Raw genomic sequence first — 26,035 nt, forward strand, 5'->3', positions numbered from 1 at the left:
ACATACTGTGTGAATGAGAACAACCTCGGCGGAAACAGACAACCACTATGAGCAGACCACATCCGGTTCAGGTAATCGCAGTCACCGGTGGCAAGGGTGGCGTGGGCAAGAGCAACGTCTCGGTCAATCTGGGCATTGCCCTGTCACAGATGGGTCGCCGGGTCATCCTGCTGGATGCCGACCTGGGCCTGGCCAATATTGATGTCCTGCTGGGGATAAGTGCCAGGCGCAATCTCGCGGACGTGCTGTCCGGCGAATGCGACCTCCGGGATGTCCTGATCAATGGTCCGGGGGGACTCAAGATCGTGCCGGCGTCCTCCGGCACCCAGCGCATGACCCAGCTTTCCCCCATGGAGCATGCCGGCCTGATCACTGCGTTCAGCGAACTGGGCGATCAGGTGGATGTGCTGATCGTGGATACCGCCGCCGGCATTTCCGAGAGCGTGGTCAGCTTTCTGCGGGCAGCCCAGGAACTGCTGCTGGTGGTCTGCGATGAGCCTACCTCCATTACCGATGCCTACGCCCTGATCAAGCTGATGAACCGCGACTACGGCATCAACCGTTTCCGCATCCTCGCCAACCAGGTGCGTAACGAACAGGAAGGCCAGCATCTGTTCGGTAAACTGACCCGGGTCACCGAACGGTTCCTGGATGTTGCACTACAATACGTGGGCATGGTTCCTTACGACGAGGCCGTGCGCAAGGCGGTACAGCGCCAGCGGGCGGTACTGGATGCCTATCCCCGGGCCAAGGCCTCTCTCGCCATCAAGGCCCTGGCTGAGCAGGTGGACAACTGGCCCCTGCCCACATCGCCCCGGGGCCATCTGGAATTTTTCGTGGAGCGCCTGGTGGGCAGCAACGCCTGATCCATTCCTGAGGTACGGGTTAACCGGATACATGACTTTGGCCAGAAGACTCGGAATCTACCATCAGACCGGACGGGGCAGCGCCCATCAACTGGTGGAACAGCATGCGCCGCTGGTCAAGAAAATCGCCCTGCACATGATGGCCAGGCTGCCGGACTCGGTGCAGCTGGATGACCTGATCCAGGCCGGAATGGTCGGTCTGCTGGAAGCCGCGGCCAAGTATCAGTCTGACCGCGGCGCCTCCTTTGAAACCTACGCCGGTATCCGTATTCGTGGCGCCATTGTGGATGAGATCCGCAAGGGTGACTGGGTACCCCGGTCGGTCCATCGCAACGCCCGCCGGGTCTCGGCCGCCATCAAGGCGGTGGAGGATCGGGAAGGGCGCGAAGCCCAGGATCAGGAAGTGGCCGATGAGCTGGGTATGACCCTGTCCGAGTACCATTCGTGTCTCAGCGATGCCAGCTCCGGCCGACTTTTTTCCCTCGATGAGCTCAATGAAACCGGCGAGCTGCCGATACAGGAACAGGAAGCGTCGGATAATCCGCTGGATGATGTGTCCGGAGCGGCATTCCGCCAGAATCTGGCCGCGGCGATCAATGACCTGCCGGAGCGGGAGAAACTGGTGCTGGGCCTGTACTACCAGGAAGAACTGAACCTGAAGGAAATCGGCGCGGTACTCGGCGTCAGCGAAAGCCGGGTGAGCCAGATACACAGCCAGGCCGCGCTGCGGTTGCGGGGCCGGCTGGCCGACTGGCAGGCCGGGGACGGGAATGCTTCCTGAGCCCCGGTTAAAACTGTGTTTGCAGCAGAATCGTTCGATAACACATTGAAACGGTATGCATCGCTCAGACTGATAGAATGACGCCACAGCTGAGGATCTGACAGCAGTGCGGGCAGACGCCGTGCGTCTGTCCGGGGCCTGCGAAAGGGCCAGGTCATAATTCCGGCGAAGACCAACTGGAGGTCCCATTGGACAAGAACATGAAAATTCTCATTGTGGACGACTTTTCCACAATGCGACGGATCATCAAGAACCTGCTCCGTGATCTCGGATTCACTAACACCGACGAGGCGGATGACGGCAACACCGCCCTGCCCATGCTGAAAACGGGCAAGTACGACTTCCTGGTGACTGACTGGAACATGCCGGGCATGTCCGGGTTTGATTTGCTCAAGGCGGTACGGGCTGACGAGAACCTGAAGGATCTGCCGATCCTGATGGTGACAGCCGAGGCCAAGCGTGACCAGATCGTGGCGGCGGCCCAGGCCGGCGTTAACGGATACGTGGTCAAGCCGTTCACGGCCGCTGTACTCAAGGAGAAGATCGAGAAGATCTTCGAGCGAATCCAGTAAGGCGCCGTTGGTGTCTTGAACCCTGAACTGACTGTCCGGATGTGCTCCCATGAGCGAAGACAAACAGAACGGCCCCGGCCTGGACCCGGAAATCACCAGCAAGCTCAAGGAGCAGGCCCAGGAGCTGGTTGAGCAGGTCAATGCCGGTGACTATGCCCGGGCCATGACCCTGATCAACGACCTGAGCGAGGTGAGGGACCAGAGTCTGTACCGGGAAGTGGGCCGCCTGACCCGCAGCCTCCATGAGGCAATCCGCAATTTCCAGATCCAGCCCCAGAACGCCGAACAGCAGGAAGCCCTGTCCAAGATGTCCGATGCCTCGGACCGGCTGCAATATGTGGTTGAAATGACTGGCAAGGCCGCCAACCGCACCATGGATCTGGTGGAAGACGCCATGCCCCGTGCCAACGCAATGTGTGAACAGGCCCGCTCATTGCGGGATGACTGGCAGCGCTTGCGTCGCCGCGAAATGGAGCCGTCGGAGTTCCGTGAGCTGTATGGTCGCATTGACCGGTTCTTCGAGAGCCTCGCGGACGACGCCGAGAAGATGTACACCGACCTGTCGGAAATCCTGCTGGCCCAGGATTTCCAGGACCTCACCGGCCAGGTGATCCAGAAAGTCACCGCCCTGGTGAAGGAAGTGGAAGAGAACCTGCTGAGCCTGGTGGTTATGGCCAGTCATGTGGACCAGCTAACCGGAACCGTCCACGAACTCAAGGAAAAGGAAGCCTCGATCAAGGGGGAAGGACCCCAGATGCGCGCCGCAGAGCGGTCTGACGTTGTATCCGGACAGGACGACGTTGACGACCTGCTGTCCAGTCTCGGCTTTTAAGTGAGGTAGTTGCATGGCATTTGATGCAGACGAAGAGATTCTCCAGGACTTTCTGGTGGAGGCCGGGGAAATCCTGGAACAGCTCTCTGAACAACTGGTGGACCTGGAACAGCATCCGGAAGACAGTGATCTGCTCAATGCCATCTTCCGTGGCTTTCATACTGTCAAGGGCGGCGCCGGTTTTCTGCAGCTTGAAGCGCTGGTGAACTGCTGTCACTCCGCCGAGAACGTGTTCGATACCCTGCGCAACCACAAGCGCACGGTTACCTCGGACCTGATGGACGTGGTGCTGCAGGCGCTGGATAACGTCAATGCCATGTTTGACGAGGTCCGCAACCGGGAAGAGCCTACCCCCGCGCCCCAGTCACTGATTGCAACCCTGGACCAGTACGCCCTGCCGGAGGGTACGTCCCCGGTGGACGGACAGGGGGGCTCGCCGGCCCGGCCCGCAGATGATGCCCCGGCCGCCGCTGCCGGGGAAGACCACGGCGATATCACCGACGAGGAATTCGAGCAACTGCTGGACGCCCTGGAGGACGGCAAGGGCAAGGCCGCCGACAGCGCTGGCAGCAACGCCGGCACCAGCGAAAGCGGCGGCCCGTCGGACAGTGACGAAATCAGTGATGACGAATTCGAGGACTTGCTGGACCAGCTCCATGGCAAGGGCCGGTTCACCGGTGAGGTGGCTTCCACTGAGGTGCCGGACCCGGATGCGGATAATCAGACGGAGAGTGAAAAGCCCGCCACCGCAGACGGCAGCGAAGCCGGCGGCAGTAACAGTGACCTGATCACCGACGACGAATTTGAGCGCCTGCTGGACGAACTCCATGGCAAGGGCAAGAGCCCGGCCCACTCTGCGGGTGAGGCAAAGGCCACAGGTCCGGCGGCAGAGCCCGCCAGCGACAAACCGGCGGCGAAGAAGCCGGAGCCAGACCCGCAGCCTGCGGAAGACGCCCGACCGGCAGCTGCCGCAAAAGCGTCCACCCCGGCCCGGGACAACCAGGCGCCGGCGGAAACCTCTGTGCGTGTGGACACCAGGCGCCTGGATGACATCATGAACATGGTGGGTGAACTGGTGCTGGTCCGTAACCGCCTGCAGCGCCTGGGCTCGGAAAGTGAAGACAGCGAAATGCACAAGGCGGTGTCCAACCTGGATGTGGTCACGACCGATCTGCAGGCGGCCGTCATGGCTACCCGGATGCAGCCCATCAAGAAAGTCTTCGGTCGCTTCCCACGGGTGGTGCGGGACCTGGCCCGCAACCTGAAGAAAGAAATCAACCTGGTGATGCACGGGGAAGACACAGACCTGGACAAGAACCTGGTGGAAGCCCTCGCGGACCCGCTGGTGCACCTGGTGCGCAACTCCGTGGATCATGGCATCGAGATGCCCGATGTGCGCGAGCAGGCCGGCAAGCCCCGTCAGGGGACGGTTACCCTGTCTGCCGAGCAGGAAGGGGACCACATCCTGCTGTCCATCGAAGACGATGGCGGTGGTATGGACCCGGACAAACTGCGCCGCAAGGCGGTGGAGAAGGGCATCTACGACCAGGATGCGGCGGACCGCCTTACCGACAGCGAGTGTTTCAACCTGATCTTTGCCGCCGGTTTCTCCACCAAGGACCAGATCTCGGACGTGTCCGGCCGCGGCGTGGGCATGGACGTGGTGAAAACCAAGATCAGCCAGCTCAACGGCCAGGTCCACGTGGAGTCAAAGCCGGGCAAGGGCACCGCGATCCGCATCAAGGTGCCGCTGACGCTGGCCATCATGCCGACGCTGATGATCATGCTGGGCAACCAGTCGTTCGCCTTGCCGCTGGTCAACGTGGTGGAGATTTTCCACCTGGACCTGAGCAAGAAGAACGTGGTGGATGGCCGCGAATGCATCGTGGTGCGGGACAAGGTGTTCCCGCTGTTCCACATCAAGCGCTGGCTGGTGCCCTCGGACACAGGTACTGCTGAACCTGAGAATGCCCATGTGGTCATCGTGGCCATGGGGACCCGCCAGGTGGGCTTTGTAGTGGACCAGCTGATCGGCCAGGAAGAGGTGGTTATCAAGCCTCTGGGCCGGGCCCTGCAGGGCACACCGGGTATGGCGGGCGCCACGATTACCGGCGATGGTCGCATTGCGCTGATCATTGATGTGCCCAGCCTGTTGCAGCATTACGGCTGAGCCGGCGGGCCTTGAAGAGGGGGAGTGAATGACGGTTTCTGTCCTGGTCGTTGATGATTCCGGGTTCTTCCGCAAGCGACTGACGGAAATTCTCAACGCTTCCGGCACCATCAAGGTAGTGGGCGCTGCCACTAACGGCCGTGAAGGCGTGGAAATGGCGGAAAAGCTGCGGCCGGACGTCATCACCATGGACTATGAAATGCCGGTGATGAATGGCATCGCGGCGGTGAAGGAGATCATGCGCCGCTGCCCGACCCCGGTGCTGATGTTCTCCTCCCTGACCTACGAAGGCGCCCGGGTGACCCTGGATGCACTGGAGGCCGGGGCCGTCGACTTCCTGCCCAAGAACTTTGAAGACATTGCAAAAGATGGCTCGGAGCTGCAGCGCATCCTGCGGGAGCGCATTCTGGACGTGGCCCGCAGCAGCCCTCGGGCCGGCCGGGGCGGCTCGGCGCCAGCGGCGCCCCAGCGCGCATTGGCCGGTCCGCGCCCGGCCGCCCCGGCCGCTTCCCGTCAGGAACCGCCCCCGGTAACGCCGCGTCCGGCACCGGCCGATGCCCGTGCGCCCCGCCAGGAGCCGGAGTCTCCCGCCCGGATCAGTCGCCGGCGGACGGCCAGCCGACACTATGATGTGGTGGCCATCGGCACTTCCACCGGCGGGCCTATCGCCCTGCAAAAGGTGCTGGTGAACCTGCCTGCCAATTTCCCGGCGCCACTGGTACTGATACAGCATATGCCTGGCAGCTTTACGCCGGCCTTCGCAGAACGACTGAACAAGCTTTGCCGTATCCAGGTGCGCCAGGCGGAGGACGGTGACATGCTGCGCCCCGGCCTTGCCCTGCTGGCCCCCGGTGGCAAGCAGATGATGGTCGAGAACCGTGGTGGTCAGGGCCGTGTGCGTATCCTTCCCGGCGATGACCGGCTCAACTACAAACCCAGTGTGGATGTCACCTTTGGCTCCCTGGCCCGCAGTTTTCCCGGCAAGACCCTGGGCGTGATCCTCACCGGGATGGGGGCCGACGGCAAGGAAGGTTGCCGGATGATGAAGCAGACCGGCTCGGTGATCTGGTCCCAGGACGAGAAATCGTCGGTTATCTACGGCATGCCCATGGCCGTTGCCCGGGCCGGCCTGAGTGATGAAATCCTGTCCCTGGACGAGGTCGGGCCGCGCCTGGTTGAAGGGGTGCACTGATGGATATCCTCAGCCTGCTGGGCATTATCCTCGCCTTCGCCGCGCTGCTGGGGGGGAATATGCTGGAAGGGGGCAGCCTGGCCTCGCTGTTCAATCTGCCGGCGGGGCTGATCGTAATCGGCGGTACCCTGGCGGCTACCATCCTGCAGACCTCCGCCGGCCTTCTGCGCCGCGCCTTCAGCCAGGCTCGCTGGGTGTTTTTCCCGCCTTATATCGGGCTGGAAGATGGGGTGGGCAAGGTGATGGACTGGAGTGTCAAGGCCCGCAAGCAGGGCCTGCTCGGTCTGGAAGGTATTGCCGAGAAAGAGCCCGAGCCCTTTGCCCGCAAGGGCCTGCAACTCCTGGTGGATGGTGCCGAAACCGAGACCATCCGCAGCGTGCTGGAGGTGGACCTGGAATCCCGGGAGCAGCGTGACCTGGAGGCGGCCCAGGTATTCGAGGCCATGGGGGGCTATTCTCCCACTATCGGCATTATCGGGGCGGTGATGGGGCTGATCCAGGTCATGACCAATCTGACCGACCCGTCCACCCTGGGTGCCGGCATTGCGACGGCGTTCGTGGCCACCATCTACGGCGTGGCACTGGCCAACCTGCTGTTCTTTCCCATTGCCAACAAGATGCGGGAGATCGTGCGCCGCCGCAGCCGGTACGAGGACATGATGATTGATGGCATCATCGCCATCGCCGAGGGTGAGAATCCTCGCTCCATCGAGATGCGTTTGCGAGGGTTTGTGCAACCATGAGCCTTTGCGCAGGGGGAACCCATGAGGCGTCGATCCAGGCGGGCTGAGGTGGCCCAGAACCGGGAGCGGTGGCTGATTTCCTACGCGGATTTCATCACCCTGCTGTTCGGTTTCTTCGTGGTGATGTACTCGGTGTCTTCCGTCAACGAAGGCAAGTACAAGGTGCTTTCGGAAACCCTTACCGGGGTGTTCAATGCGCCCCAGAGGTCGATAACACCCATTCCCGTGGGCGAACAGCCCGGCCTGGTGGAGCCCGCCCGCGACCAGGTGATCCCTCCACCGGTGGCCCCGGAGCCGGCGCCCTCGCGAGAGCCGTCCACCACCCTCCGGGAGCAGGCGCAGCGCAGTGAGACACTGCAGAGCATGGCCAACCGGTTTGCCCTGGAATTCGACAGCCTGATCGACCAGGGTGTGGTGAGCCTGCACAGCAGTGACAAGTGGATCGAGCTGAGCATGCGGGACAGCCTGCTGTTCGGCAGCGGCGAGGCAGAACCCCATTATGATGCCTTCCCGGTGATGGAGCGGATTGCTGGTATTGTGCGGGGTGAGGACAACGCCATCCGGGTGGAAGGTTTCACCGATGACCGGCCTATCCGCACCAGTCGTTACCCCTCGAACTGGGAATTGTCGTCGGCCCGGGCCGCTGCGGTGGTTCGTATGCTGGCGGGGGAAGGCGTTGATCCGTCACGAATGGCGGCCATCGGCTACGGTGCCTACCAGCCGGTGGCCCGCAATGATACGGAAGAGGGCCGCCGCCGTAACCGGCGGGTGGTGTTGCTGATTTCCCGGGATGCCGCGATCAGGGGCGTGGTGCGCTCACCGTGACTGGCCGGGTCAGGGTGAGCCGACAAGGGTGGCATGATATCTGTATTACTCTCTGAAAAGGTTGGACAAGACCCCGGAACCGGCCCGGGCCGGCAATCGATTGCCGTCGGCAGCCTCCCGGGCCCGGAGAAAATATTCAGGCAAGAAGGGTTTTCCCGCCGGGAAGCCTGAGCAGGAGAAGCGTTTGTGCGGATCTGGGCAGTAGCGAATCAGAAAGGCGGCGTGGGCAAGACCACGTCAGTGGTAACCCTCGGTGGCCTGCTGGCCGAGCAGGGGCACCGTGTACTGGTGGCGGACCTGGACCCCCACGGCTCCCTGACCAGCTGGTTCGGCTATGATCCGGACCGCCTTGCCCACAGCGTGTTTGACCTGTTCCAGCATGGCGGCAAGGTGCCCGAGGACCTGCCGGCGCAGCTGGTCACCGAGACCAGCTGTGAGAACCTGTCACTGCTGCCGGCCAGTACAGCCCTGGCCACCCTGGAGCGCAAGATGGTGGGCGTCGAGGGGATGGGGCTGACTGTGTCCCGCGCACTGGCCCGGCTGTGGGACGACTTTGACTATGTGCTGCTGGATAACACGCCTTCGCTGGGGGTGCTCATGGTCAATGCCCTGGCCGCCGCCCAGCACCTGATTGTCCCGGTGCAGACAGAATTCCTCGCGCTCAAGGGGCTGGAACGCATGCTCCATACCCTGCAGATGATCATGCGCTCCCAGAAGAACCGGCTGGAATACACCATCGTGCCGACACTCTATGACAAACGTACCCAGGCATCGGTGAAGAGCCTGAACGAACTGCGCCGTACCTATCCGGAAGAGCTGTGGCGTTTCATGATTCCCGTGGATACCCGGTTTCGGGATGCCAGCCAGGCGGGCGTGGTGCCGTCAAGGCTGGATCCGGATACCCAGGGCGTACGGGCCTACCGGCGGCTGTTGCAGGACCTGCAGGAGGGTACTACCTCATGGCAGCACAACTAGGCCTCTGCAACCCTCTGCTGCCCAGGTATCCCGGTGACGAATTTCCGGCGCCGGGTCTGATTCCCGGCGGGAGGTACCATGTCGGCTGAACGTAAGCAACGCAGGCAGGCCGACCTGGCAGATCCTTCCGCGGCGCTGGCCAGTTATCTCGATGACCTGCTACATACGGCAACGTCGACGGCCCTGGAAGAGGTGCCCGATGCCAGGCCGGAAGCTGACCCGTCACCCCCGGTAACCCGGCCCGATGAGGCGGTTGTGCCGGATATCCCCCCGGCCACGCCGGACCCCGGGCCCCGGGTCGCTGCGCCGGTGGCGCCAGTGCCGGTTGCCGAACCGGTTGTCCACGAACAGACACAAGCCCCGGTTGAGCCCGAGCCTGAAGCCCTGCCGGAAGGGCGCCCGGACTGGGCAGAACGGCCGTTCGAATGCCTGATATTCCGGGTGGCGGGCCTGCAGCTGGCGGTACCCCTGGTGCTGCTGGGCGCCATCCACCGGATTGAAGACCGGATCAAACCGATTCCCGGGCGCCCGCCCTGGTACATGGGCATGCTGCCGGACCGGGGGGTGAACCTGAAGGTGGTGGACTCAGCCCGTTGGATCATGCCCGACCGAGCGCCGGCGGACGCCCGGGATGGATACCGGTTTGTGATCCGGCTGGATGACAGCGACTGGTCACTGGCCTGTGACGAAGTGGCGGAGTCCTTCACCCTCGATCCGGATCAGGTACGCTGGCGTACTTCCCGTAGCAAACGCCCCTGGCTGGCAGGTACGGTGGTGCAGCATATGTGCGCCCTGATTGACGTGGGGGCCATGGCCCGGATGCTGGCGAGGGCGGAGAAAGAACAGAGGCTGGACCTGGAGTAGCCGAATATCCCATGCATTCCAGGGGAATCCTCAAGTTTTCTCCGACGCCGGCCGATACCCACCTCAGACCGGCATAACCACACCCGCCGGCAGTTACCAAATGAAACCGTACCACTCTGGCACGGTTTATGCCCCTGACTATAGTATGGGGCACTGACGATGGTTTTTTGACATCAGGCTGTCCCGTTGACGGATGGCCTGCCAGGAGATGAGGCACTATGGCATCCGATAACGGACAGAACAGTCAGGCCCGAGACGACAAGGTTCTTCAGTACGTCACCTTCCGTCTGGATGACGAGACCTACGGCATCGATGTAATGCAGATCCAGGAAGTGCTGCGCTACACCGAGATCGCGCCGGTTCCCGGTGCCCCGGACTACGTGCTGGGCATCATCAACCTGCGCGGTAACGTGGTAACGGTGATTGACACCCGCCGCCGGTTCGGCCTGGCGGATGCGGAGGTGACGGATGCCACCCGCATCGTGGTGATGGAGTCTGACAGCCAGGTGATGGGTATCCTGGTGGATTCCGTTGCTGAGGTGGTGTACCTGAAGGCCAGTGAGATCGAGACAGCACCCAACGTGGGGAACGAGGAAAGCGCCAAGTTCATCCAGGGTGTCTGTAACAAGAATGGTGAACTGATCATTCTTGTGGAATTTGACAAGATGCTGTCTGATCACGAGTGGGCGGAAATAGCCGCACTCTGACCCTGAGCATGATCGCCTTTCCCTCGGAAAGGCGGTTGAAAACAGCGGTCAGGGCCGGTCCACCGCCTGGCGTGATCACCACCTGACGAGGACTGAGTGATGATGACCACCGACTGGACCACCCTGGCTCCCTGGGCCCTGACCGTTCTGGCGTTACTTCTGCTGGGCGTGCAGGGGCTGATTAATGCCCGGCGAATTGCGCGCCTGCGTCAGCAGTTGCGGGACAACAGCGAAAACCTGGTGCGTGAGCTCCATGCCACCAGCAGTGGCAGCATCGGGGTGGGCAACCGGGTGATTGCCTGCGAGCGGCAGCTCCATGAGCTGCGTGCCCAGTTCGACGAGATGCGCCAGAATGACCCGCTGCGAGTCTCCTACGATGAAGCCTCCCGCCTGGTGGACCTGGGTGCGGACGTGGATGACCTGATGAATACCTGCGGTATTTCCCGTCCCGAGGCGGAACTGGTCTCAGCCCTGCGCCGACGCCAGCAGCGGGCGGCATAAACGACCGGCTCAGCCTGCGTCACCTGGCGTCTTGCCCTGCAGGTGGAAGGCAAACGCCAGGATTTCGGCAATGACCCGGTACAGGGTTTCCGGAATTTCCTCGTCCAGGTCGAGCCGCGCCAGGATACCGGCGAGCTCCGCGTTCTCATAAAGAGGCACGTCGTGCTCCCGGGCGATACGGATAATCTCCTCCGCCACCTCATCCAGGCCACTGGCCGCGACGGTGGGCGCCCGCTTGCCGTCGTATTTCAGGGCCACGGCGGTTTCCCGGCCCGGTTTGCTCTGCTCAGTCATGCTGCCAACCCCTTGTCGTGACTCATGCCCGGGTATCCAGCAGCCGGTGTTCCAGTCGGGTCGGTGTGACCGGCGGCTGGCCCCGTCGACATTCCAGTTCCGAGACTTCCAGTCCCAGCTCTGTCAGGCGTGTGCGCAGATCCCCCAGTTGCCGGGTGACCAGCCTGGCGGTGTCCTGCTGTTCTGCCCATACCCGGGCTGATACCGCGCTCTGGCGCAGGGCCACGTCAAAGAACACCCTGCCTGCCTCGTCCAGGTCCATGGCCAGCGACAGGCGCCATTCGGCCACACCGGTTTTGCGGGGGCTGGAGGGCCCCTGTTGGTCAGGCTTTTCGTGGTCGATGCGCAGCTGGGCGGTTTTGACCTCGCCCCCGGGCGCCATCCAGGGCAGGTCAGTAATCAGGGTGCTGGCGGGCGTACCGGCATCGCCGCCGGCCCGGGTGGTCAGCAGCTGGCTGTGCAGCTGATTGACGGTGATCCGGTTCAGCATGCCGGCAAGCAGCCTCAGCATCTGGCCGGGCGAAACCGGTTCCCGGGCCTCGGCCATGGTGACGGGCGGGGTGGACGGCGAGGGAAACTGCAGGGGGGCTGTAATCAGCTCCTGGCTGGGCATGGGTGTGAAGCGGGTAAACTGGTCGCTGCCAAGGTTCTGGTGCTGTAACAGGGTCAAGGCCAGCCGGCCAAGGGCGAGTTTAAGGTCAGTGGGGCCGACCTGGTCCATGCCCCGGGCCAGGCCGGCTTCGGCAAGCACGCCGCTGGAGGCAAGCCACTGCTTGACAGCGGTCGCATCCAGGGCGCTGTTCAGTGGCGCCCCCTGGCCCGTGGCGGCGGCGCCGGAACCGGAACTGGTCAGGGGCTGGCCGGCGACCGGTCTGAACGACGGTAACCCGTGGTCAGTGGATGCGCCCGGCATCAGTCGGGCGATCGCCTGCAGGGCTTCCCGGACCGGGGCCGGCAGGGACTCGCTGGTTCCTGGCAGGCCCGTCGCCGGAGCACCTTTCATGCCGCCGCTCAGGGCAGCCAGCAGCCGGGTCAGACCGCTGTCCAGGTTCTGCTGCCAGGGCAGGTGACGAAGCAGTGCTTGCCCCAGCCGGGTCTCTGCGGTGGCCGGCAGTTTGTCCAGCAGGGTGAGGGACTGGCCTTCGCGCATGAGGCGGATGAGGTCACCGGCTTTCAGCTCGGGGCCGTTGACGGGCAACTCCACGGTGACCCGCTGTCCGCGCACGTCCAGTACCGCCTGTTGGCTGCCTCTCTGGGTCAGCAATTCGGCGACCCGGGCGACCACGGCCTGGCGGTTCTCCAGCTGCAATTGCCTGAGTTGCTGCACCGGGTCCTGCCGGGCACCGGCCGGTGCGGTGGCCGGCCGGTTCGACGGCTGGGGGGGGATCGGGTTACCGTGCGGTAATTTCATGGCTTTTGTTAAGTACAACGTGTGGTTTTGATGTCAGGCAAGAGTAATCAATGACCCGTTTCGATATAATAGCCACCGCACCGGGAGTTCACCCGGTAACAGTCGGAAAAACCGGCAAAACGCATTATCCGGGTAGCCGTTGCTGCCCCTCATACCCCCGGGGCCTTGATGACTGAGCCGCTGCAACACGCTGACCACTTGCTGAGGGCCGAGGGCCTGGAATGCGAGCGCGACGGCCGGATGCTCTTCAGTGACCTGAGTTTCTCCATAGTGCCGGGAACCCTCACCCGTGTCGAGGGCCCCAATGGTTCCGGCAAGACAACCCTGTTGCGCATCCTGGCGGGCCTTAACGACAACTGGTCCGGACAGGTCTTCTGGTGCGGGGAACCCCGACAGAAACAGTGGGACCAGGTGCGCCGTAACGTGCTCTATCTGGGTCACCGCCCCGGTATCAAGATGCTGCTGACGCCGCTGGAAAATCTCCAGGCCCTGGTGGCCGGCCGCCAGGCTGTGTCTGAGACGGTTCTGGTCCAGGCGCTGGATCAGGTGGGTCTCGGGCCCTGGACCCACGTGCCCTGTGGTCAGTTGTCCGCTGGCCAGAAACGCCGGGTGGCACTGGCCAGGTTACTGTTCGCCGATGAGCCGGTATGGCTGCTGGATGAAGCCTTCACGGCCCTGGATGTGGACGCGGTCGCGGCCGTTGAGGGACTGCTGGAGGACCGGGTACGTCAGGGCGGGGCGGTAGTCATGACCACGCACCACGAACCGGCGATGCAGGGTATGCGTCGCATCCGCCTGGGTAGCGCCGGCGAGCCGGAACCGGTTGCGCGGGTGGCAGGGGAGGCGAGCTGAATGGGACAGCAGCAACCCCTGTCGGTACCGGTACTGGATCCGGTCACCACGTCACCTGGCCTGTGGCAGTCAATGGTTGCGGTGCTGCGGCGGGATCTGCGCCTGAGTGTGCGCCAGAAACAGGATCTGCTGAACCCGTTGCTGTTCTTTGTGATGGTGGTGGCGCTGTTCCCGCTGGGGGTCAGCCCCGAGTCGGAGTTCCTGAGGGAAGCCGGGGCCGGCATTCTGTGGGTCGGTGCCCTCCTGGCCACGCTGTTGTCCCTGGACCACCTGTTCCGGTTCGATTACGAAGACGGCACCCTGGAGCAGATGGCCTTGCAGCCACAACCACTTTTTGTGCTGGTGCTGGCCAAGACCCTGGCCCACTGGCTGGTTACCGGCCTTCCGCTGGTGATTCTCACCCCCATGCTGGGGATGATGTTGTTCCTGGACGGGAACTCTGTTGCCGTTCTGTGTCTAACGCTGCTGATCGGAACGCCGGTACTGAGCCTGATCGGCTCGGTGGGAGCAGCGCTGACCGTGGGATTGCGGGCCGGCGGCGTACTCTTGTCGCTGCTGGTGATCCCTCTGTATATTCCGGTGCTGATTTTTGGCACCGGAACCGTCATGGCTGCGGCCGGCGGCTCGGATGTGTCCGGGCACCTGGCCCTGATGGCCGCCATACTGGTGCTGGCGGTGATCCTGGCGCCGCTGGCAGCGGCGGTGGCACTGAAAATCAGTTTATCGGCGTCCTGACTGCGACCATTCAGCACGCAGGCTTACGGCGCTCACAGGTATACAATCAGGGGATATTCCCGATGTGGCAATTCTTTCACAAGCTGGGATCACCGAAGTGGTTCTATGGCATCGCCGGCCGCTTCATGCCCTGGCTGCTGGGGCTCGGGCTGGTGCTGTCCCTGGCAGGTATTGTCTGGGGGCTGGCATTCGCCCCCCAGGATTATCTGCAGGGTAACAGCTACCGGATCATCTTTATCCACGTGCCTACCGCGTTTCTGGCTCAGTCGGTGTACATGATGATGGCCGTGGCCGGGGTGATCACCCTGGTGTGGAAGATGAAACTGGCGGACGTCTTCGTGCGGGCGGCGGCACCGGTTGGCGCCATTCTGACCGTGCTGGCCCTGTTTACCGGGGCGGTCTGGGGCAAACCCACCTGGGGCACCTGGTGGATCTGGGATGCGCGGCTGACGTCCATGCTGATCCTGCTGTTCCTGTACCTGGGTATTATCGGCCTCAGCCACGCCTATTCGGACGAAAAGACCGCCGCAAGGGCGGTCGCCGTACTGGCCGTGGTGGGGGTGGTGAACATTCCCATCATCAAGTACTCGGTGGAGTGGTGGAACACCCTGCACCAGCCGGCCACTTTCAAACTGACGGAAAAGCCCACCATGGTGCCGGAGATGTGGGTGCCTCTGTTGCTGGCCGTACTGGGAACCTACCTGCTTTTCGGCTGGGTAGCCCTTTACCGCATGCAGACTGAGGTTCTGAGACGGGAGCACCGGACCCGCTGGGTTCGTGATGTCATTGCCGCGGGTGGCCATTCACACCTGAAATCGGGAGGAGCCTGAGACCATGGCGTTTGATTCCTTCAATGCCTTTATCCTGATGGAGGGCCATGGTCCCTACGTCTGGACCTGTTACGGGGTGTTTTTCCTGCTGGTTGCCGTGATCGCCTGGTTGTCCGTGAGGGACCGTCGCCGGGTGGTGCTCAGCCAACAGCAGGAGCAGGCCAGGGCAACTTCTCCCGGGGTTTCCGCCAGCACCCGGGACCGCACCGGCGGTTTCCAGCGAATTCCAACTACCCAAAGCGAGTCGACCAGCAAGTCATGAACCCAGTACGCAAACGCAAACTCACCATTGTCCTGTTTCTGTTGGCGGGGGTGGCCGTCGCCGTGGGCCTGACGACCTATGCATTCAGGCAGAACATCAACCTGTTTTACGATCCCAGCCAGATTGCCGAGGGCGAGGCCCCTGTCAACGTCCGTATCCGTGCGGGCGGTATGGTGGAAGAAGGTTCGGTAAAACGGGATCCGGACAGTCTCAACGTACAGTTCCGGGTGACGGATTACTCATCCTCGGTGACCGTGCGCTACGAGGGCATCTTGCCGGACCTGTTCGCTGAGGGACAGGGCGTAGTGGCCACCGGACAGCTCAACGAGAACCGGGAGTTTGTCGCCAGTGAGGTACTGGCCAAGCACGATGAGCAGTATATGCCGCCGGAAGTCAGTGAGGCCCTGGAACGCTCTGCGGCCCGTGCCCGGGAAGAGGGCCGGGAAATGCCCCAGTACTGATCACCTGAAGCCATTTACCCGACTCCAGAACGGAGAGAACCATGTTTCCCGAACTCGGACAAGTCACCCTTATTATCGCGCTGCTGATGTCAGTGCTGCTCGCCGTCGTACCCCTGTACGGGTCGCTGACGGCCCGGGACAGTCTGCAGGCCTTCGCCCGGCCGCTGTCGGCCGGGCAGTTTGTGTTCATCGCCATTGCCTTCGGCATTCTCACCAACGCCTTCATGGTGGATGACTTTTCCGTGGCCTATGTGGCCAACCACAGCAACAGCCTGATGCCGTGGTACTACAAATTCAGCGCCGTCTGGGGTGGTCACGAGGGGTCGCTGCTGCTGTGGATTCTGATGCTCAGTGGCTGGACCCTGGCGGTTGCCACCTTCAGTCGCCGGTTGCCGTCGGTGATGGTGTCCCAAGTGCTCTCCGTTATGGGTATGGTGGCAGTGGGCTTTCTGCTGTTCATCCTGATGACTTCCAATCCTTTTGATCGCACCCTCCCAAATGTGCCAGCAGACGGGGCTGACCTGAATCCGCTGTTGCAGGATTTCGGCCTGATCGTGCACCCACCCATGCTTTACATGGGATACGTTGGCTTCTCGGTGGCCTTCGCCTTCGCCATCGCAGCGCTGATCAACGGTCGTCTGGATGCCGCCTGGGCGCGGTGGTCCCGACCCTGGACCACGGTTGCCTGGGGTTTCCTGACCCTGGGTATCGCCCTGGGCAGCTGGTGGGCCTACTACGAGCTTGGCTGGGGCGGCTGGTGGTTCTGGGATCCGGTGGAAAACGCGTCCCTGCTGCCCTGGATTTCCGGTACCGCACTGATGCATTCCCTGGCGGTGACCGAGAAACGGGGTGTGTTCAAGAGCTGGACGGTATTGCTGGCGATCCTCACGTTCGCGCTAAGCCTGTTGGGGGCCTTCCTGGTGCGCTCCGGGGTCATCACGTCGGTGCATTCCTTCGCCTCCGACCCGACCCGTGGTGCCTTCCTGCTGATGCTGCTGGCCATCAGCGTGATCGCCAGCCTGACCCTGTACGCATTTCGGGCGCCGGTGGTACATACCCGGGCCAAGTTCGGCCCCCTGTCCCGGGAAGTGTTCTTGCTGATGAACAATGTGCTGCTGATGGCGGCCATGCTGCTGGTCCTCGTCGGAACCATCTTCCCCCTGATCGCGGACTATTTCGAGCTGGGCAATATCTCCATCGGCGAGCCCTTCTTCAACCTGACATTCAGCCCCATTGCCGTGCTGGTGGGCCTCCTGTTGGGCGTGGGTATCTTTTCCCGCTGGAAGAAGACCGATGAGGGCTACCTGCTGCGCAAAATGATCGTGCCCACCGTGGCCAGCCTGGTCATCGCCTTTGCCGTGGTGCTGATCCTGGGCAACACCATGGCGCCCAGGGGCACCGGTTTCTGGAGCAACTTCAGTCTGTGGGCATTTTTTGGCGTGTTGTCAGCCAGCTGGTGTGCGGTAGCCACCCTGCAGGACGTCTGGAACAAGTCCGGCTCACGCCACGGCCGGTTGCATGGCCTTCGTCGCCAGTCCCGCAGCTTTTACGGCATGGTGCTGGGTCATCTTGGCCTGGCGATGGTCATTGCCGGGGCCACGGTGGTGAATAACTACGGCATCGAGCGCAACGTGCGCATGGGCCCCGGTGACACTGCCACCGCGGGTGCCTACCAGTTTCGTTTTGCCTCTGTGGGCGAGCGTGAGGGGGCCAATTTCACTGCGGTGGTGGGGACCTTCGAAATCACCCGGGATGGCAAGCCAGTGGCCACACTGTATCCGGAACGCCGTCGTTACGTGGTGCAGCGCAATGTGATGACCGAGGCGGGCATCGATGCGGGCTTCCTGAGGGATATTTTTGTTGCCATGGCGGAGCCGGTGTCCAGCGACGCCTGGGCCGTTCGACTGCAATACAAGCCGCTGGTTCGGTGGACCTGGCTGGGTGCCCTGTTGATGGCCCTGGGGGGGTTCCTGGCAATTGCTGATCGTCGCTATCGTATCAAGGACGAGGCAACCGAGCTCCGCAAGGCTGCGGTCAGTGGCAGCACCGGCGCAGGTGGCCGGCCAGTGGAGGCGGGGGCATGAAGCGTGCGTTGCTGTTTTTGCCCGTGGTTATCGCCGTGGCCTTCGGCATCTTTCTGTATACCGGTCTGGGCAAGGATCCACAGGAACTGGATTCGGCCCTGATTGGCAAACCGGTGCCGGCGTTTGAGCTGGCGAACCTGAAGCATCCGGACCGGACCCTGACGCCGGAGGTGTTTCAGGGCCAGGTGTCATTGCTCAACGTCTGGGGCACCTGGTGCCCGGCCTGCCGCGACGAGCACGACGATCTCATCTGGCTGGCGGAGGAGAAAGGCATTCCGGTGATTGGCCTGAACTACAAGGACAACCGCGACCAGGCCCTGCGCTGGTTGCAGGACCTGGGCGACCCCTATCAGATCACCCTGTTCGATCCCCAGGGCAAACTCGGGTTCGACCTAGGCGTTTACGGTGCGCCGGAAACCTACGTGATCGACAAGCAGGGCATCGTTCGCTATCGCCATGTCGGGGTGGTCAACCCCGAAGTTTGGGAAGAGAAACTGGGGCCGGTGGTTCGTCGTTACCAGCAGGAGGGCTCATGAAGCACTGGCTGATCGCTTTACTGTTGGCGCTGGTCGCACCCCTCGCACTGGCCCAGTCGGAAGAGTCGTCGGCTTCGGCCCAGGACATCTATCCGCTGGCGTCGGAGGCGGAACGGCAGCGGTTTGACCGCCTGCTGGACGAGTTGCGGTGTCCGAAGTGCCAGAACCAGAACATTGCCGACTCTGATGCGCCCATTGCGGAAGACATGCGGGAGGAAGTCTACCGCATGGTAAAAGAAGGCGCGGATGAACAGACCGTGGTCGACTCCATGGTGGATCGCTTCGGTGAATTTGTGCATTACAAGCCGGCGTTTGATGCCCGTACCGCCCTCCTGTGGCTGTTACCGGCCATAGTGATCCTGATCGGTCTGGTGGTGATCGTGGTGATCGTGCGTCGCTCCGGCAATGGCGGTGACGATGATGGCGCGGGCCTGACCGATGAACAGCGCCGCCAGGCGGATGAGCTTTTACGGCGCCAGTGACTGGCACATGAACCCACTTGCGGATTCAACTGACTGAATTTTATGACCAATACCTTCTGGATCATCACGGCGATATTGATCGTCATGGCCTTTCTGTTTGTACTTTACCCCCTGTTTTTCTCCCGTCCTGAGAAACGCGTATCGTCAGACATTCGTAACCAGAACCTGCTGGCCTACCGTACGCGTCTGTCAGAACTTGAGGAGGAATATCAGCAGGGCAATATCGACGAGGAAAACTTCCGCATGCTACGGGAGGAACTTGCCGGAGCCATGCTGGATGACGTGGGTGAGGAGCGGCCGGCTGCAGAAGTGCGGGCGACCGACCTGAGAATGGATCACCGGCGCCGCAGCACCTGGGCGGTTGTGGTAGTGGCCGTCGTGCTGCTGCCGGCAGGTGTGTTTCTGCTCTACCAGGAGTGGGGTGCCCTGGGCAAGGTGGAACAATACCAGGCCATGCAGGAGCTGCAGCAGCAAGGGGGGGACCGTATGGCTCAGATGACGGATCTGACCCGCCAACTGTCTGATCGACTGGAAGCTGACCCCGATAACCCGGATGGCTGGGCCATGCTTGGGCGCAGCTACATGCGGATGGAGCGCTATCCGGACGCGGCGCAGGCCTTTGAAAGGCTGGCTGACGTGGCCGGTCGCGATGCTGACAAGGCCGTTGCCTGGGGCCTCTCGGCCCAGGCCTGGTTCTTTGAAAGCCAGGGCGCCATGACCGACGAGGTCACCCGCGCCATGGACCGTGCGCGGGAGTACAACCCCAATGAAGTGAACACCCTGGGCCTGCTGGGCATCCACGCCTTTGAGCAGCGTAACTTCGAGGAGGCTATCCGCCACTGGGAGAAGATCATCGAGGTGGCGCCGGATCACCCGCAGCTGCCTTCGATACGTGAGGGTGTGGCCCGGGCCTACCAGCAACTGGGCATGGACGTGCCGGAGGAGATTCGTGGTGAACCGGCCGCGGGTGGCGAGCAGTTGTCCGACCGCGGGGTTACGGTGCGGGTGGAACTGGACGACGCATTTACCGATCAGGTGGACCCGGAGACCACCCTGTTTGTCTATGCCCGCACGCCGGATCTGCAGTCAGCGCCGCTTGCCGTCGCCAGGCTTCAGGCCGGAGAGTTGCCCACCGAACTCAGGCTGGATGACCGCCTTGCCATGGCGCCCCAGTCAAGAATCTCCGGCGCCGACGAAGTGGTGATCGCGGCCCGGATCAGCCCCTCGGGCTCTGCTACCCCACAGCCCGGAGATTTCCAGGGGATCCGGGATGAGCCAGTACCGGTAGTCAGCGGCGACAGCGACCCGGTGGTGCTGACCATCGACGAACAGCTGCACTGATGCAAGGGCGCCCGGCATACGGCTTCATCGGTCGGGCGCGCACTGACTCCCCCGTATGCTGCCCTGCAGGCCCCTCAGGGCCTGATGCCTTCCGGATAGAAGTCCGGTAGCGGGCTTCCCTGGCCGGTGTTCCGCCTGCTCTGCCGCCAGGCCTTGCGGGTGTCCTTGAGGGTGCCTGCGAGGGCAGGTCCGTCGGGGGGCTGAACACCATTTCTTCCGAAAAGATACCTTTGCCACTCAGTGACCGCCTGTCGCAGTGCCTCGTCATCCAGTTGTTCCAGGGCACCTTCGACGGTTGTACAGCTGCGGCCGGTCAGTTCCCCGGTCCATGTGGGAAACTCGCTGAAGAAGGCTGGATCCAGCTTCCTGGCCTGTTCACAAACCCTGGCAAATCGGGCTGGCTCGCCGGTTTTCCCGGCTGCGGTACCGGCGCCTGAGCCGACCTGGTTCCGATGCGTCCGCAACCACCAGGCGACTGCCGTGGTAAGCCAGCCCAGGGCAAATATGGCGGCCAGCAGTGGCCATACCCAGTGGACTTCTCCTGAGTTGTCGCCGTCCCCGGGCGGGGTAAGGGAGTCCCGGGATTCGTCAGTCCGGGATTGCTCCGGTTCGGCATCAGCGATGCGAACGGGGCCGGCGACCTGCAGCGTCCGCGCCGGTAATACCGCCACCCTTTCCCGGTCCTCATCCACATCCCACCAGGGTATCCGGACCTCCGGCAGGGTAATCTCGCCGCCGTGTGCAGGTACCGGCACCAGGGCCACGGTCTGTTGCAGCTGTCCGCTGACCCCCTCTTCGCTGGCGGAAGACTGCCGCTGGGCCGGCTCCGGGTAGGCCCGCAGGGCATCCGGATAGACCGGTGCCGGGTCGGGCAGGGTAGTGGCGGGCAGGCCGTCCGCCGTCAGGGTCAGGGTGCGGGTGAGGTTCTCGCCGGGCGCCACCGGGTTGCTCTGGTCGAGTCCCTGCTCGCTGAGTTCAACCGACCTGGCGGGCAGCCAGGTGCTGCCACTGAAACTGTCCGGTATATCCCGGACCTTCAGCGGGAACAGGGTGGCCGAATCCGTAATACGGTACTGATGGCCCCGGGGGTGGCGGGCGGTGCCCTGAAAATCAATGGGCGGCAACTGCAGCTCGCCGGGCTTTTGCGGAAACAGCACGAAGTTGCGTTCCACCACCCGGTAGCGCTCGCCATCCAGAAGCTCACGATACTGCTTTTGCTCCCCGAGCTGCTCGATCATCACATCCGGGTGCTCCGGGTCTTTCAGGTGGCCCTGGATCACGTTGTTGGTGTAATAGAGTCTGACCCGCAAATGCAGCTGCTGTTGAACATAGAGCTCGTCGTCACTGGCCGACAATTCGATGAAGGCCTGCCGGTCTTCCTCCTGCTGGGCGAAGGCCAGCAGCGGGAGGCAGGCGAACAGCGTCACCAGCAGGCGGTGCCTCAGGCAGTCGGTGGGTATTACCATGGCGTGTCGTTCTCGTCCGGTTGTACGTTGCGGCTGCGGGATTGCTGCAGGAACTTCCGCTGCAGCAATCCTCCCGGATTATCCGGTATTTGCCGCAGCCACTGTTCCTGTGACTGACCCAGTGCATCAGCCCGGGTTTCGCCTGAATCATCGCCCTGGGCCTCGTTGCTGTCAGCGGGCTGGTCACCCGGTTGAGGTTTACCGGAGCCCGCTGGCCGGCCGGAGGGCCGCTGGTCCCCCGGTTCGCCGGTGTCGGCCGGAGGTGGGCGACTCTCGCCTGGATCGTCCTGGTAGCCCTGCGCTCCGGTCCCTGACCGCCCGTTATCCCGCTGGCTGCCCGGGGAAAAGGGCGGGGCGCCTTCGCCCTCGCCCTCTGCTCCCTGCTCACCCTGGCCCTCGCCGTCGGAATCGCCTTGCTGGTGATCGCCGGATGGCTGCTTCTGTTTCTGTTGTTCCAGGTATCGCCTGACAATTTGCTGGTTCTGTTGCGCACCCTCGTGGTCCGGGTTCCGCGCCAGGGCCTGCTGCCAGGCGTCCAGCGCCGCCTCCGGCTTGCCGGCCCGGGCCAGGGCGTTGCCCCGGTTGTAGTGGGCAGTAGCGGAATCGTCCCGGGCAAAGGCGTCCGCCGCCCCTTCGTACTGGCCGTCCCGGTAAAGGGCGGTGCCCCGCCAAATGGGGTCGTCCAGCTGGCTGGCTGCGCTGGCGGGATCGTCCTCGATCAGCTCCGGTGCCCTTTGTTCAGGGGTCTGCCACAGGCTCTGCCATTGCCGGCTCCAGTCGGCAGCCTGGGCGGGCCCGGTGGGACCCAACCAAAGGGTGCAGGCCACCAGCGCCAGCACGCCCCGGCGCCAGCCGAACAGGGCGAGGGGCAATGCCAGCCAGAGTAGCCAGTAACCGTCGTCCTGGCGGCGCTCGGTCGTACGTTCCCGGGCAGCCTGCCGCCATTGGTCATGGTCCTGGGCCCGCAGTCCCAGCCGGGCAATGTCCTGGTCTGTGGTGGTGATGGTCAGGGCGCTGCCACCGGTGGCCGACGCCGCCTCAGCCAATTCGTCGATACTGGCCCGGGCAATGACCACCTGGTCACCGTCACGAATGAAGCCCCGCTCCGGCAGCGGGATGGGCGCGCCGTTTTCGGTACCCACCATCAGGCCGTTCAGTTGCCAGGGCGTATCCGCCAGTTGCTGGCGAATGTGTTCTGCGTAGCGGGGGTTCAGGCTGTCAGTAATCAGCAGAATACGACCGCGTCCGGGCGACCCCTGTTCCAGCAGTTCCACTGCCCGGGCGATGCCCAGGTCTGCCCGGTTGCCAGCGGCGGGCATGATGACCGGGTCAAGGGCGCCCAGCATTCCTTCAACCGTGCGTCGGTCATCGGTCAGCGGGGAGACCACATGGCCATCGGCGGCGTATACCACCAGGCCGGTAAAGGCGCCCTCCCGGGTAGTGAGCAGATCGCGTATCTTGCGGGTGGCCCGGGTCAGCCGGTCCGGCTCCACATCGGTGGCCAGCATGGACAGAGACAGGTCGAGCACTACCACCAGAGAGTCATCCTGCTGCTGGAGAGGAGAGGGTGCCGAACGGAACGATGGCCCGGCCAGGGCTATCGCAGCTACTGCCAGCAGCACCGGAGCCACCAGCCGGGTCCTGGTGGCGGAGTACGGGCTGCCGGTTCCGGCAGGCAACAGCGGTTGCAACAGTGCCCGGGGAATAACCCGATGCCACTGGCTCTGGCCGGAGCCGGCCTGATACTGCAGCCAGACCAGCAGAGGTATCAGCAACAGGGCCAGCAGCCAGAGGGGGCGCAGGAACTGGAAATCCATCATGGCAGCCTCCGCCACAGGCCTGGCCCCATCCTGTTCAGCCCCGGCGTTCTGATAAAGGCAAAACCGGCAAGCCACAGGGCCAGGGACGCAGCCCCCGGCCAGGCGTAGAGTTCGGTTACAGGCCGCCAGCTTCTGCCTTCCAGTTCCATTGGCTCCAGGCGGTCGATCTCCTGATAGACGCCCTGGAGCTCCTCGATGCTGCGGGCCCGGAAGTACTGACCCCCGGTGGCAGCAGATATGTCCCGAAGCAGTGCCTCGTCCAGGTCGCTGGACGGGTTGACCCGGCGACGGCCAAACAGGCCCTGGCGCACAGCGGTTTCAGCGCCGATACCGATGGTGTGGATACGTACGTTGCTGTCAGCGGCGATGTCCCTGGCTTTCCGGGGAGAAAGGTTGCCGGCGGTATTGGCACCATCGGTCAGCAGGATCAGCACCCGGTGCTCCTGGGGGCGCTCCCGCAGGCGTTTCACCGCCAGGCCGATGGCATCCCCGATGGCAGTGGCCCGTCCGGCCATGCCCAGGCCGGCCTCGAACAACAGGGTCCGCAGGGTGTCATGGTCAAAGGTCAACGGTGCCTGGATATAGGGTTCGGTACCGAACAGCAACAGTCCCAGGCGGTCACCTTCCCGGTGGACAATAAAATCATCCAGCACCACCTTCAGTGCCTCCAGCCGGTTCATGGCCCGACCCTGCAGCACCATGTCCCGTTCTTCCATGCTGGGAGATATGTCCACGGCCAGCATGAGGTCGCGGCCTGTCACCGGCACCTGCGTATTCTCACCCACATGCTGGGGGCGTGCCAGGGCAAGCACCAACAGTGCCCAGGCAAGGGCGAACAGCAGGTTCAGCCAGCGGCGTCCCGCACCACCCCGGCGGCCAACCCCGGGCATGCCGCTCAGGCGGGATTGTATCGGCAGGGCCGGGGCGATCACGGCATCTTCGGAGGTGGCGGCCGGCCAAAGCCGCCTTACCAGCCAGGGCAGGGGCAGCAGTACCAGCAGCCAGGGCCAGGCCAGGGTTACCATGGCTGCCTCCGTATCCATTGCTCCACCAGCTGGTGCGCCTGCCCGGGTGTTATGTTGCTGTCGGGTCGATAGCAGGCGCTCACCAGTTGCTGCCAGGTGTGGCCGGGCGTGTCGGAGGTGCGTGCCAGAAAGTCCCGCCACTGGTCGCCACTGAGAGCCGCCGGGCGATCATCGGGGTACAGGTTCGAAGCCGCCTGTTTCAGCAGTCGGTTGAGAGCCGCATACCAGTCTGTTCCGGCCTGTTCCGGAATGCCAAAGGCAGCGAGCCTTGCCAGGGCTTCCCGTCGGGGCGCCCTGCGATGGTGGCGACGCCATACCATGTATGTGCCCGCAATCAGGATCAGCAGGGCCAGTGCGCCCACTATCCACCAGCCTGGTGCCGGCGGCCAGAGGCCAGCTGGTGGTGGTGTTTCGATGTCGCGGAGTTGTGACAGTACCTCCTCAGGAATCACAACAGTCGTCCTCCCACCGAGGTCAGCCCATGCATGAGGCCGACCGGGTCTTCCCCGGTATCCAGCGCAAGGCCGTTGACGCCGGCCTGCCGGAACAGGTGCCGCAGGGCTGAATTCCGGGCCCGGGCCTGTTCCTGCCAGGCCCGCTGAAGGGCACGGTCGGATCCGTTAAACCAGAGTGTGCCGGCCGGACCGGAGACGGCGTAATCACCCTGGGCCGGCAGGTGGTCATCCAGCGGATCGGTCAGTACCACGGCCGTTACCTGGTTGTGCATGGCCAGTCCCGCCAGCAGGGCACGGGTGTTTTCACCGGCGCCGAGGAAATCGCTGATAATGAACACCCGGCTGCCGGTATGGGCGATGCGCCGGGCTTCCGTCAGGGCTTCGTTCAGCTTGCTGGGGGCGCTGTCTGTGGCTGGCTGCCGGCGCTGATTGGCAGCCAGGGCGTCAAGCAGTTGCAGGACCGAGCGGCGACGCCGGGAGGGGCGGACTATGGCCGTACGGGGCCCACCGAACACAATGCCCCCGGCCTGGTCTCCGGAGCCGTGGGCAACCCAGGCCAGCAATGTCGCCAGCTCGGCGGCACGGACCTGCTTGTAACTGCCCTCACTGGCGTAGAACAGGGTAGGACCGAGGTCGCAGAGCACCAGCACCGGACGCTCCCGCTCTTCTTCATAGACCCGCGTGTGGGGTTGCTGGCGGCGGGCGGTAACCCGCCAGTCGATACGGCGTACGTCATCCCCCGGCTGATAGGGTCTGACCTCGGCCAGCGACATGCCCCTGCCACGCAGTACGGACTGATGGCCACCCCGCCGCTGGCGGATGGCGCGGCGGGCAGCGGGCAATTGCAGGGTGCGCGCCTGGGCCTGCAGGCGAAGCAGGTCGTCCAGCCCGATATAGGCCAGGTTCCGGTCAGCCTGCTGCTGGGCGGGGGTATGGGTACTCATGGCTGTCTG

28 protein-coding genes are annotated in these 26,035 nt (G+C 63.4%); 21 read left to right on the forward strand and 7 right to left on the reverse strand.

All coding sequences use genetic code 11. From position 1 onward, the window contains the following. Positions 1-47 precede the first annotated feature (47 nt). The 12 genes from ACESMZ_RS10570 (at position 48) to ACESMZ_RS10625 (ending at position 11,028) form a co-directional block, all read left to right on the forward strand. Positions 48-866 (forward strand): MinD/ParA family protein, encoded by an 819-nt coding sequence (locus ACESMZ_RS10570; RefSeq protein ID WP_372956288.1) that lies wholly within the window; start codon positions 48-50, stop codon positions 864-866. A gap of 31 nt (positions 867-897) precedes the next feature. Next, complete coding sequence (locus ACESMZ_RS10575; protein WP_372956289.1) at positions 898-1,647, forward strand: RNA polymerase sigma factor FliA; 750 nt, start codon at positions 898-900, stop codon at positions 1,645-1,647. A 188-nt stretch (positions 1,648-1,835) separates the two neighbouring features. Then, positions 1,836-2,219, forward strand: a complete 384-nt coding sequence (gene cheY, locus ACESMZ_RS10580; protein WP_091848577.1) for a chemotaxis response regulator CheY — start codon at positions 1,836-1,838, stop codon at positions 2,217-2,219. A gap of 49 nt (positions 2,220-2,268) precedes the next feature. Beyond that, the gene (locus tag ACESMZ_RS10585) at positions 2,269-3,051 is read left to right on the forward strand and encodes a protein phosphatase CheZ (protein ID WP_372956290.1); all 783 of its coding nucleotides are present in this window, start codon (positions 2,269-2,271) and stop codon (positions 3,049-3,051) included. 13 nt (positions 3,052-3,064) lie between these two features. Continuing rightward, complete coding sequence (locus ACESMZ_RS10590; protein WP_372956291.1) at positions 3,065-5,221, forward strand: chemotaxis protein CheW; 2,157 nt, start codon at positions 3,065-3,067, stop codon at positions 5,219-5,221. A gap of 28 nt (positions 5,222-5,249) precedes the next feature. Beyond that, positions 5,250-6,413, forward strand: coding sequence for a chemotaxis response regulator protein-glutamate methylesterase (locus ACESMZ_RS10595; protein WP_372956292.1), 1,164 nt, complete (start codon positions 5,250-5,252; stop codon positions 6,411-6,413). After that, positions 6,413-7,156, forward strand: coding sequence for a flagellar motor protein (locus ACESMZ_RS10600; RefSeq protein ID WP_372956293.1), 744 nt, complete (start codon positions 6,413-6,415; stop codon positions 7,154-7,156). The genes ACESMZ_RS10595 and ACESMZ_RS10600 overlap by 1 nt, the downstream gene beginning before the upstream one ends. Positions 7,157-7,177: 21 nt before the next feature. Next, positions 7,178-7,981 carry a flagellar motor protein MotD gene (gene motD, locus ACESMZ_RS10605; RefSeq protein WP_372956294.1) on the forward strand — a complete coding sequence of 268 codons (804 nt, stop codon included), beginning with the start codon at positions 7,178-7,180 and terminating at the stop codon, positions 7,979-7,981. Positions 7,982-8,167: 186 nt separating this feature from the next. Continuing rightward, the gene (locus ACESMZ_RS10610) at positions 8,168-8,956 is read left to right on the forward strand and encodes a ParA family protein (RefSeq protein WP_372972598.1); all 789 of its coding nucleotides are present in this window, start codon (positions 8,168-8,170) and stop codon (positions 8,954-8,956) included. A gap of 78 nt (positions 8,957-9,034) precedes the next feature. Continuing rightward, positions 9,035-9,820, forward strand: coding sequence for a CheW domain-containing protein (locus ACESMZ_RS10615; protein WP_372956296.1), 786 nt, complete (start codon positions 9,035-9,037; stop codon positions 9,818-9,820). Positions 9,821-10,038: 218 nt separating this feature from the next. Continuing rightward, positions 10,039-10,527, forward strand: coding sequence for a chemotaxis protein CheW (locus ACESMZ_RS10620; protein WP_091848569.1), 489 nt, complete (start codon positions 10,039-10,041; stop codon positions 10,525-10,527). Positions 10,528-10,629: 102 nt separating this feature from the next. After that, entirely contained in the window at positions 10,630-11,028 is a 399-nt protein-coding gene (locus tag ACESMZ_RS10625) for a DUF2802 domain-containing protein (RefSeq protein ID WP_372956471.1), read from the forward strand. Between the two features lie 9 nt (positions 11,029-11,037). Here the strand turns inward: ACESMZ_RS10625 and ACESMZ_RS10630 are convergent, their stop codons facing one another. Beyond that, entirely contained in the window at positions 11,038-11,322 is a 285-nt protein-coding gene (locus ACESMZ_RS10630; protein ID WP_372956297.1) for an EscU/YscU/HrcU family type III secretion system export apparatus switch protein, read from the reverse strand. Between the two features lie 22 nt (positions 11,323-11,344). Next, entirely contained in the window at positions 11,345-12,733 is a 1,389-nt protein-coding gene (locus tag ACESMZ_RS10635; RefSeq protein WP_372956298.1) for a flagellar hook-length control protein FliK, read from the reverse strand. Positions 12,734-12,901: 168 nt separating this feature from the next. Between ACESMZ_RS10635 and ccmA the strand changes: the two genes are divergently transcribed. The 9 genes from ccmA (at position 12,902) to ccmI (ending at position 20,316) form a co-directional block, all read left to right on the forward strand. Beyond that, on the forward strand, positions 12,902-13,585 hold the full coding sequence (ccmA, locus tag ACESMZ_RS10640) for a cytochrome c biogenesis heme-transporting ATPase CcmA (protein ID WP_372956299.1): 684 nt from the start codon (positions 12,902-12,904) through the stop codon (positions 13,583-13,585). 72 nt (positions 13,586-13,657) lie between these two features. Beyond that, on the forward strand, positions 13,658-14,320 hold the full coding sequence (ccmB, locus tag ACESMZ_RS10645) for a heme exporter protein CcmB (RefSeq protein ID WP_372956472.1): 663 nt from the start codon (positions 13,658-13,660) through the stop codon (positions 14,318-14,320). A 62-nt stretch (positions 14,321-14,382) separates the two neighbouring features. Beyond that, a complete protein-coding gene (locus ACESMZ_RS10650) occupies positions 14,383-15,150 on the forward strand; it encodes a heme ABC transporter permease (RefSeq protein WP_372956300.1) in 768 nt (255 codons plus the stop codon). Positions 15,151-15,154: 4 nt separating this feature from the next. Further along, positions 15,155-15,412, forward strand: a complete 258-nt coding sequence (gene ccmD, locus ACESMZ_RS10655) for a heme exporter protein CcmD (protein ID WP_372956301.1) — start codon at positions 15,155-15,157, stop codon at positions 15,410-15,412. Continuing rightward, positions 15,409-15,873: a cytochrome c maturation protein CcmE gene (gene ccmE / locus ACESMZ_RS10660; RefSeq protein WP_372956302.1), complete on the forward strand. Its 465-nt coding sequence runs from the start codon at positions 15,409-15,411 to the stop codon at positions 15,871-15,873. Before ccmD ends, ccmE begins: the two co-directional genes overlap by 4 nt. A 41-nt stretch (positions 15,874-15,914) precedes the next feature. Then, positions 15,915-17,957, forward strand: a complete 2,043-nt coding sequence (locus ACESMZ_RS10665; RefSeq protein WP_372956303.1) for a heme lyase CcmF/NrfE family subunit — start codon at positions 15,915-15,917, stop codon at positions 17,955-17,957. Then, positions 17,954-18,493, forward strand: coding sequence for a DsbE family thiol:disulfide interchange protein (locus tag ACESMZ_RS10670; RefSeq protein ID WP_372956304.1), 540 nt, complete (start codon positions 17,954-17,956; stop codon positions 18,491-18,493). The genes ACESMZ_RS10665 and ACESMZ_RS10670 overlap by 4 nt, the downstream gene beginning before the upstream one ends. Beyond that, positions 18,490-18,975: a cytochrome c-type biogenesis protein gene (locus ACESMZ_RS10675; RefSeq protein WP_372956305.1), complete on the forward strand. Its 486-nt coding sequence runs from the start codon at positions 18,490-18,492 to the stop codon at positions 18,973-18,975. Before ACESMZ_RS10670 ends, ACESMZ_RS10675 begins: the two co-directional genes overlap by 4 nt. A gap of 42 nt (positions 18,976-19,017) precedes the next feature. Beyond that, the gene (gene ccmI / locus ACESMZ_RS10680) at positions 19,018-20,316 is read left to right on the forward strand and encodes a c-type cytochrome biogenesis protein CcmI (RefSeq protein ID WP_372956306.1); all 1,299 of its coding nucleotides are present in this window, start codon (positions 19,018-19,020) and stop codon (positions 20,314-20,316) included. A gap of 74 nt (positions 20,317-20,390) precedes the next feature. On the opposite strand, the gene ACESMZ_RS10685 is transcribed toward ccmI, so the two are convergent. From ACESMZ_RS10685 to ACESMZ_RS10705, 5 genes are read right to left on the reverse strand one after another with little or no spacing between them, the layout of a single operon-like run. Then, a complete protein-coding gene (locus ACESMZ_RS10685) occupies positions 20,391-21,782 on the reverse strand; it encodes a protein BatD (RefSeq protein ID WP_372956307.1) in 1,392 nt (463 codons plus the stop codon). Then, complete coding sequence (locus ACESMZ_RS10690) at positions 21,776-23,602, reverse strand: VWA domain-containing protein (protein ID WP_372956308.1); 1,827 nt, start codon at positions 23,600-23,602, stop codon at positions 21,776-21,778. The genes ACESMZ_RS10685 and ACESMZ_RS10690 overlap by 7 nt, the downstream gene beginning before the upstream one ends. Next, on the reverse strand, positions 23,599-24,627 hold the full coding sequence (locus ACESMZ_RS10695; RefSeq protein WP_372956473.1) for a VWA domain-containing protein: 1,029 nt from the start codon (positions 24,625-24,627) through the stop codon (positions 23,599-23,601). The genes ACESMZ_RS10690 and ACESMZ_RS10695 overlap by 4 nt, the downstream gene beginning before the upstream one ends. Beyond that, positions 24,621-25,079, reverse strand: a complete 459-nt coding sequence (locus tag ACESMZ_RS10700) for a DUF4381 domain-containing protein (RefSeq protein ID WP_372956309.1) — start codon at positions 25,077-25,079, stop codon at positions 24,621-24,623. Before ACESMZ_RS10700 ends, ACESMZ_RS10695 begins: the two co-directional genes overlap by 7 nt. Then, complete coding sequence (locus ACESMZ_RS10705; protein ID WP_372956310.1) at positions 25,076-26,026, reverse strand: DUF58 domain-containing protein; 951 nt, start codon at positions 26,024-26,026, stop codon at positions 25,076-25,078. The genes ACESMZ_RS10700 and ACESMZ_RS10705 overlap by 4 nt, the downstream gene beginning before the upstream one ends. Positions 26,027-26,035 lie beyond the last annotated feature (9 nt).

Source organism: Marinobacter sp. (genome assembly GCF_041690615.1).
Classification (GTDB): Bacteria; Pseudomonadota; Gammaproteobacteria; order Pseudomonadales; family Oleiphilaceae; genus Marinobacter.

What these genes read in the sequence shown, in the direction of transcription:
- ACESMZ_RS10665 (WP_372956303.1), top strand. Translation starts at nt 15,915, where the DNA reads ATGTTTCCCGAACTCGGACAAGTCACCCTTATTATCGCGCTGCTGATG.
- ACESMZ_RS10625 (WP_372956471.1), top strand. Translation starts at nt 10,630, where the DNA reads ATGACCACCGACTGGACCACCCTGGCTCCCTGGGCCCTGACCGTTCTG.
- ACESMZ_RS10620 (WP_091848569.1), top strand. Translation starts at nt 10,039, where the DNA reads ATGGCATCCGATAACGGACAGAACAGTCAGGCCCGAGACGACAAGGTT.
- ACESMZ_RS10670 (WP_372956304.1), top strand. Translation starts at nt 17,954, where the DNA reads ATGAAGCGTGCGTTGCTGTTTTTGCCCGTGGTTATCGCCGTGGCCTTC.
- ACESMZ_RS10590 (WP_372956291.1), top strand. Translation starts at nt 3,065, where the DNA reads ATGGCATTTGATGCAGACGAAGAGATTCTCCAGGACTTTCTGGTGGAG.
- ACESMZ_RS10575 (WP_372956289.1), top strand. Translation starts at nt 898, where the DNA reads ATGACTTTGGCCAGAAGACTCGGAATCTACCATCAGACCGGACGGGGC.
- ACESMZ_RS10595 (WP_372956292.1), top strand. Translation starts at nt 5,250, where the DNA reads ATGACGGTTTCTGTCCTGGTCGTTGATGATTCCGGGTTCTTCCGCAAG.
- ACESMZ_RS10650 (WP_372956300.1), top strand. Translation starts at nt 14,383, where the DNA reads ATGTGGCAATTCTTTCACAAGCTGGGATCACCGAAGTGGTTCTATGGC.
- ccmB (WP_372956472.1), top strand. Translation starts at nt 13,658, where the DNA reads ATGGTTGCGGTGCTGCGGCGGGATCTGCGCCTGAGTGTGCGCCAGAAA.
- ACESMZ_RS10600 (WP_372956293.1), top strand. Translation starts at nt 6,413, where the DNA reads ATGGATATCCTCAGCCTGCTGGGCATTATCCTCGCCTTCGCCGCGCTG.
- ACESMZ_RS10675 (WP_372956305.1), top strand. Translation starts at nt 18,490, where the DNA reads ATGAAGCACTGGCTGATCGCTTTACTGTTGGCGCTGGTCGCACCCCTC.
- ccmE (WP_372956302.1), top strand. Translation starts at nt 15,409, where the DNA reads ATGAACCCAGTACGCAAACGCAAACTCACCATTGTCCTGTTTCTGTTG.
- ACESMZ_RS10635 (WP_372956298.1), bottom strand. Translation starts at nt 12,733, where the DNA reads ATGAAATTACCGCACGGTAACCCGATCCCCCCCCAGCCGTCGAACCGG.
- ccmD (WP_372956301.1), top strand. Translation starts at nt 15,155, where the DNA reads ATGGCGTTTGATTCCTTCAATGCCTTTATCCTGATGGAGGGCCATGGT.
- ACESMZ_RS10585 (WP_372956290.1), top strand. Translation starts at nt 2,269, where the DNA reads ATGAGCGAAGACAAACAGAACGGCCCCGGCCTGGACCCGGAAATCACC.
- ACESMZ_RS10570 (WP_372956288.1), top strand. Translation starts at nt 48, where the DNA reads ATGAGCAGACCACATCCGGTTCAGGTAATCGCAGTCACCGGTGGCAAG.
- ACESMZ_RS10630 (WP_372956297.1), bottom strand. Translation starts at nt 11,322, where the DNA reads ATGACTGAGCAGAGCAAACCGGGCCGGGAAACCGCCGTGGCCCTGAAA.
- motD (WP_372956294.1), top strand. Translation starts at nt 7,178, where the DNA reads ATGAGGCGTCGATCCAGGCGGGCTGAGGTGGCCCAGAACCGGGAGCGG.
- ACESMZ_RS10685 (WP_372956307.1), bottom strand. Translation starts at nt 21,782, where the DNA reads ATGGTAATACCCACCGACTGCCTGAGGCACCGCCTGCTGGTGACGCTG.
- ACESMZ_RS10615 (WP_372956296.1), top strand. Translation starts at nt 9,035, where the DNA reads ATGTCGGCTGAACGTAAGCAACGCAGGCAGGCCGACCTGGCAGATCCT.
- ACESMZ_RS10690 (WP_372956308.1), bottom strand. Translation starts at nt 23,602, where the DNA reads ATGATGGATTTCCAGTTCCTGCGCCCCCTCTGGCTGCTGGCCCTGTTG.
- ccmI (WP_372956306.1), top strand. Translation starts at nt 19,018, where the DNA reads ATGACCAATACCTTCTGGATCATCACGGCGATATTGATCGTCATGGCC.
- ACESMZ_RS10695 (WP_372956473.1), bottom strand. Translation starts at nt 24,627, where the DNA reads ATGGTAACCCTGGCCTGGCCCTGGCTGCTGGTACTGCTGCCCCTGCCC.
- ccmA (WP_372956299.1), top strand. Translation starts at nt 12,902, where the DNA reads ATGACTGAGCCGCTGCAACACGCTGACCACTTGCTGAGGGCCGAGGGC.
- ACESMZ_RS10705 (WP_372956310.1), bottom strand. Translation starts at nt 26,026, where the DNA reads ATGAGTACCCATACCCCCGCCCAGCAGCAGGCTGACCGGAACCTGGCC.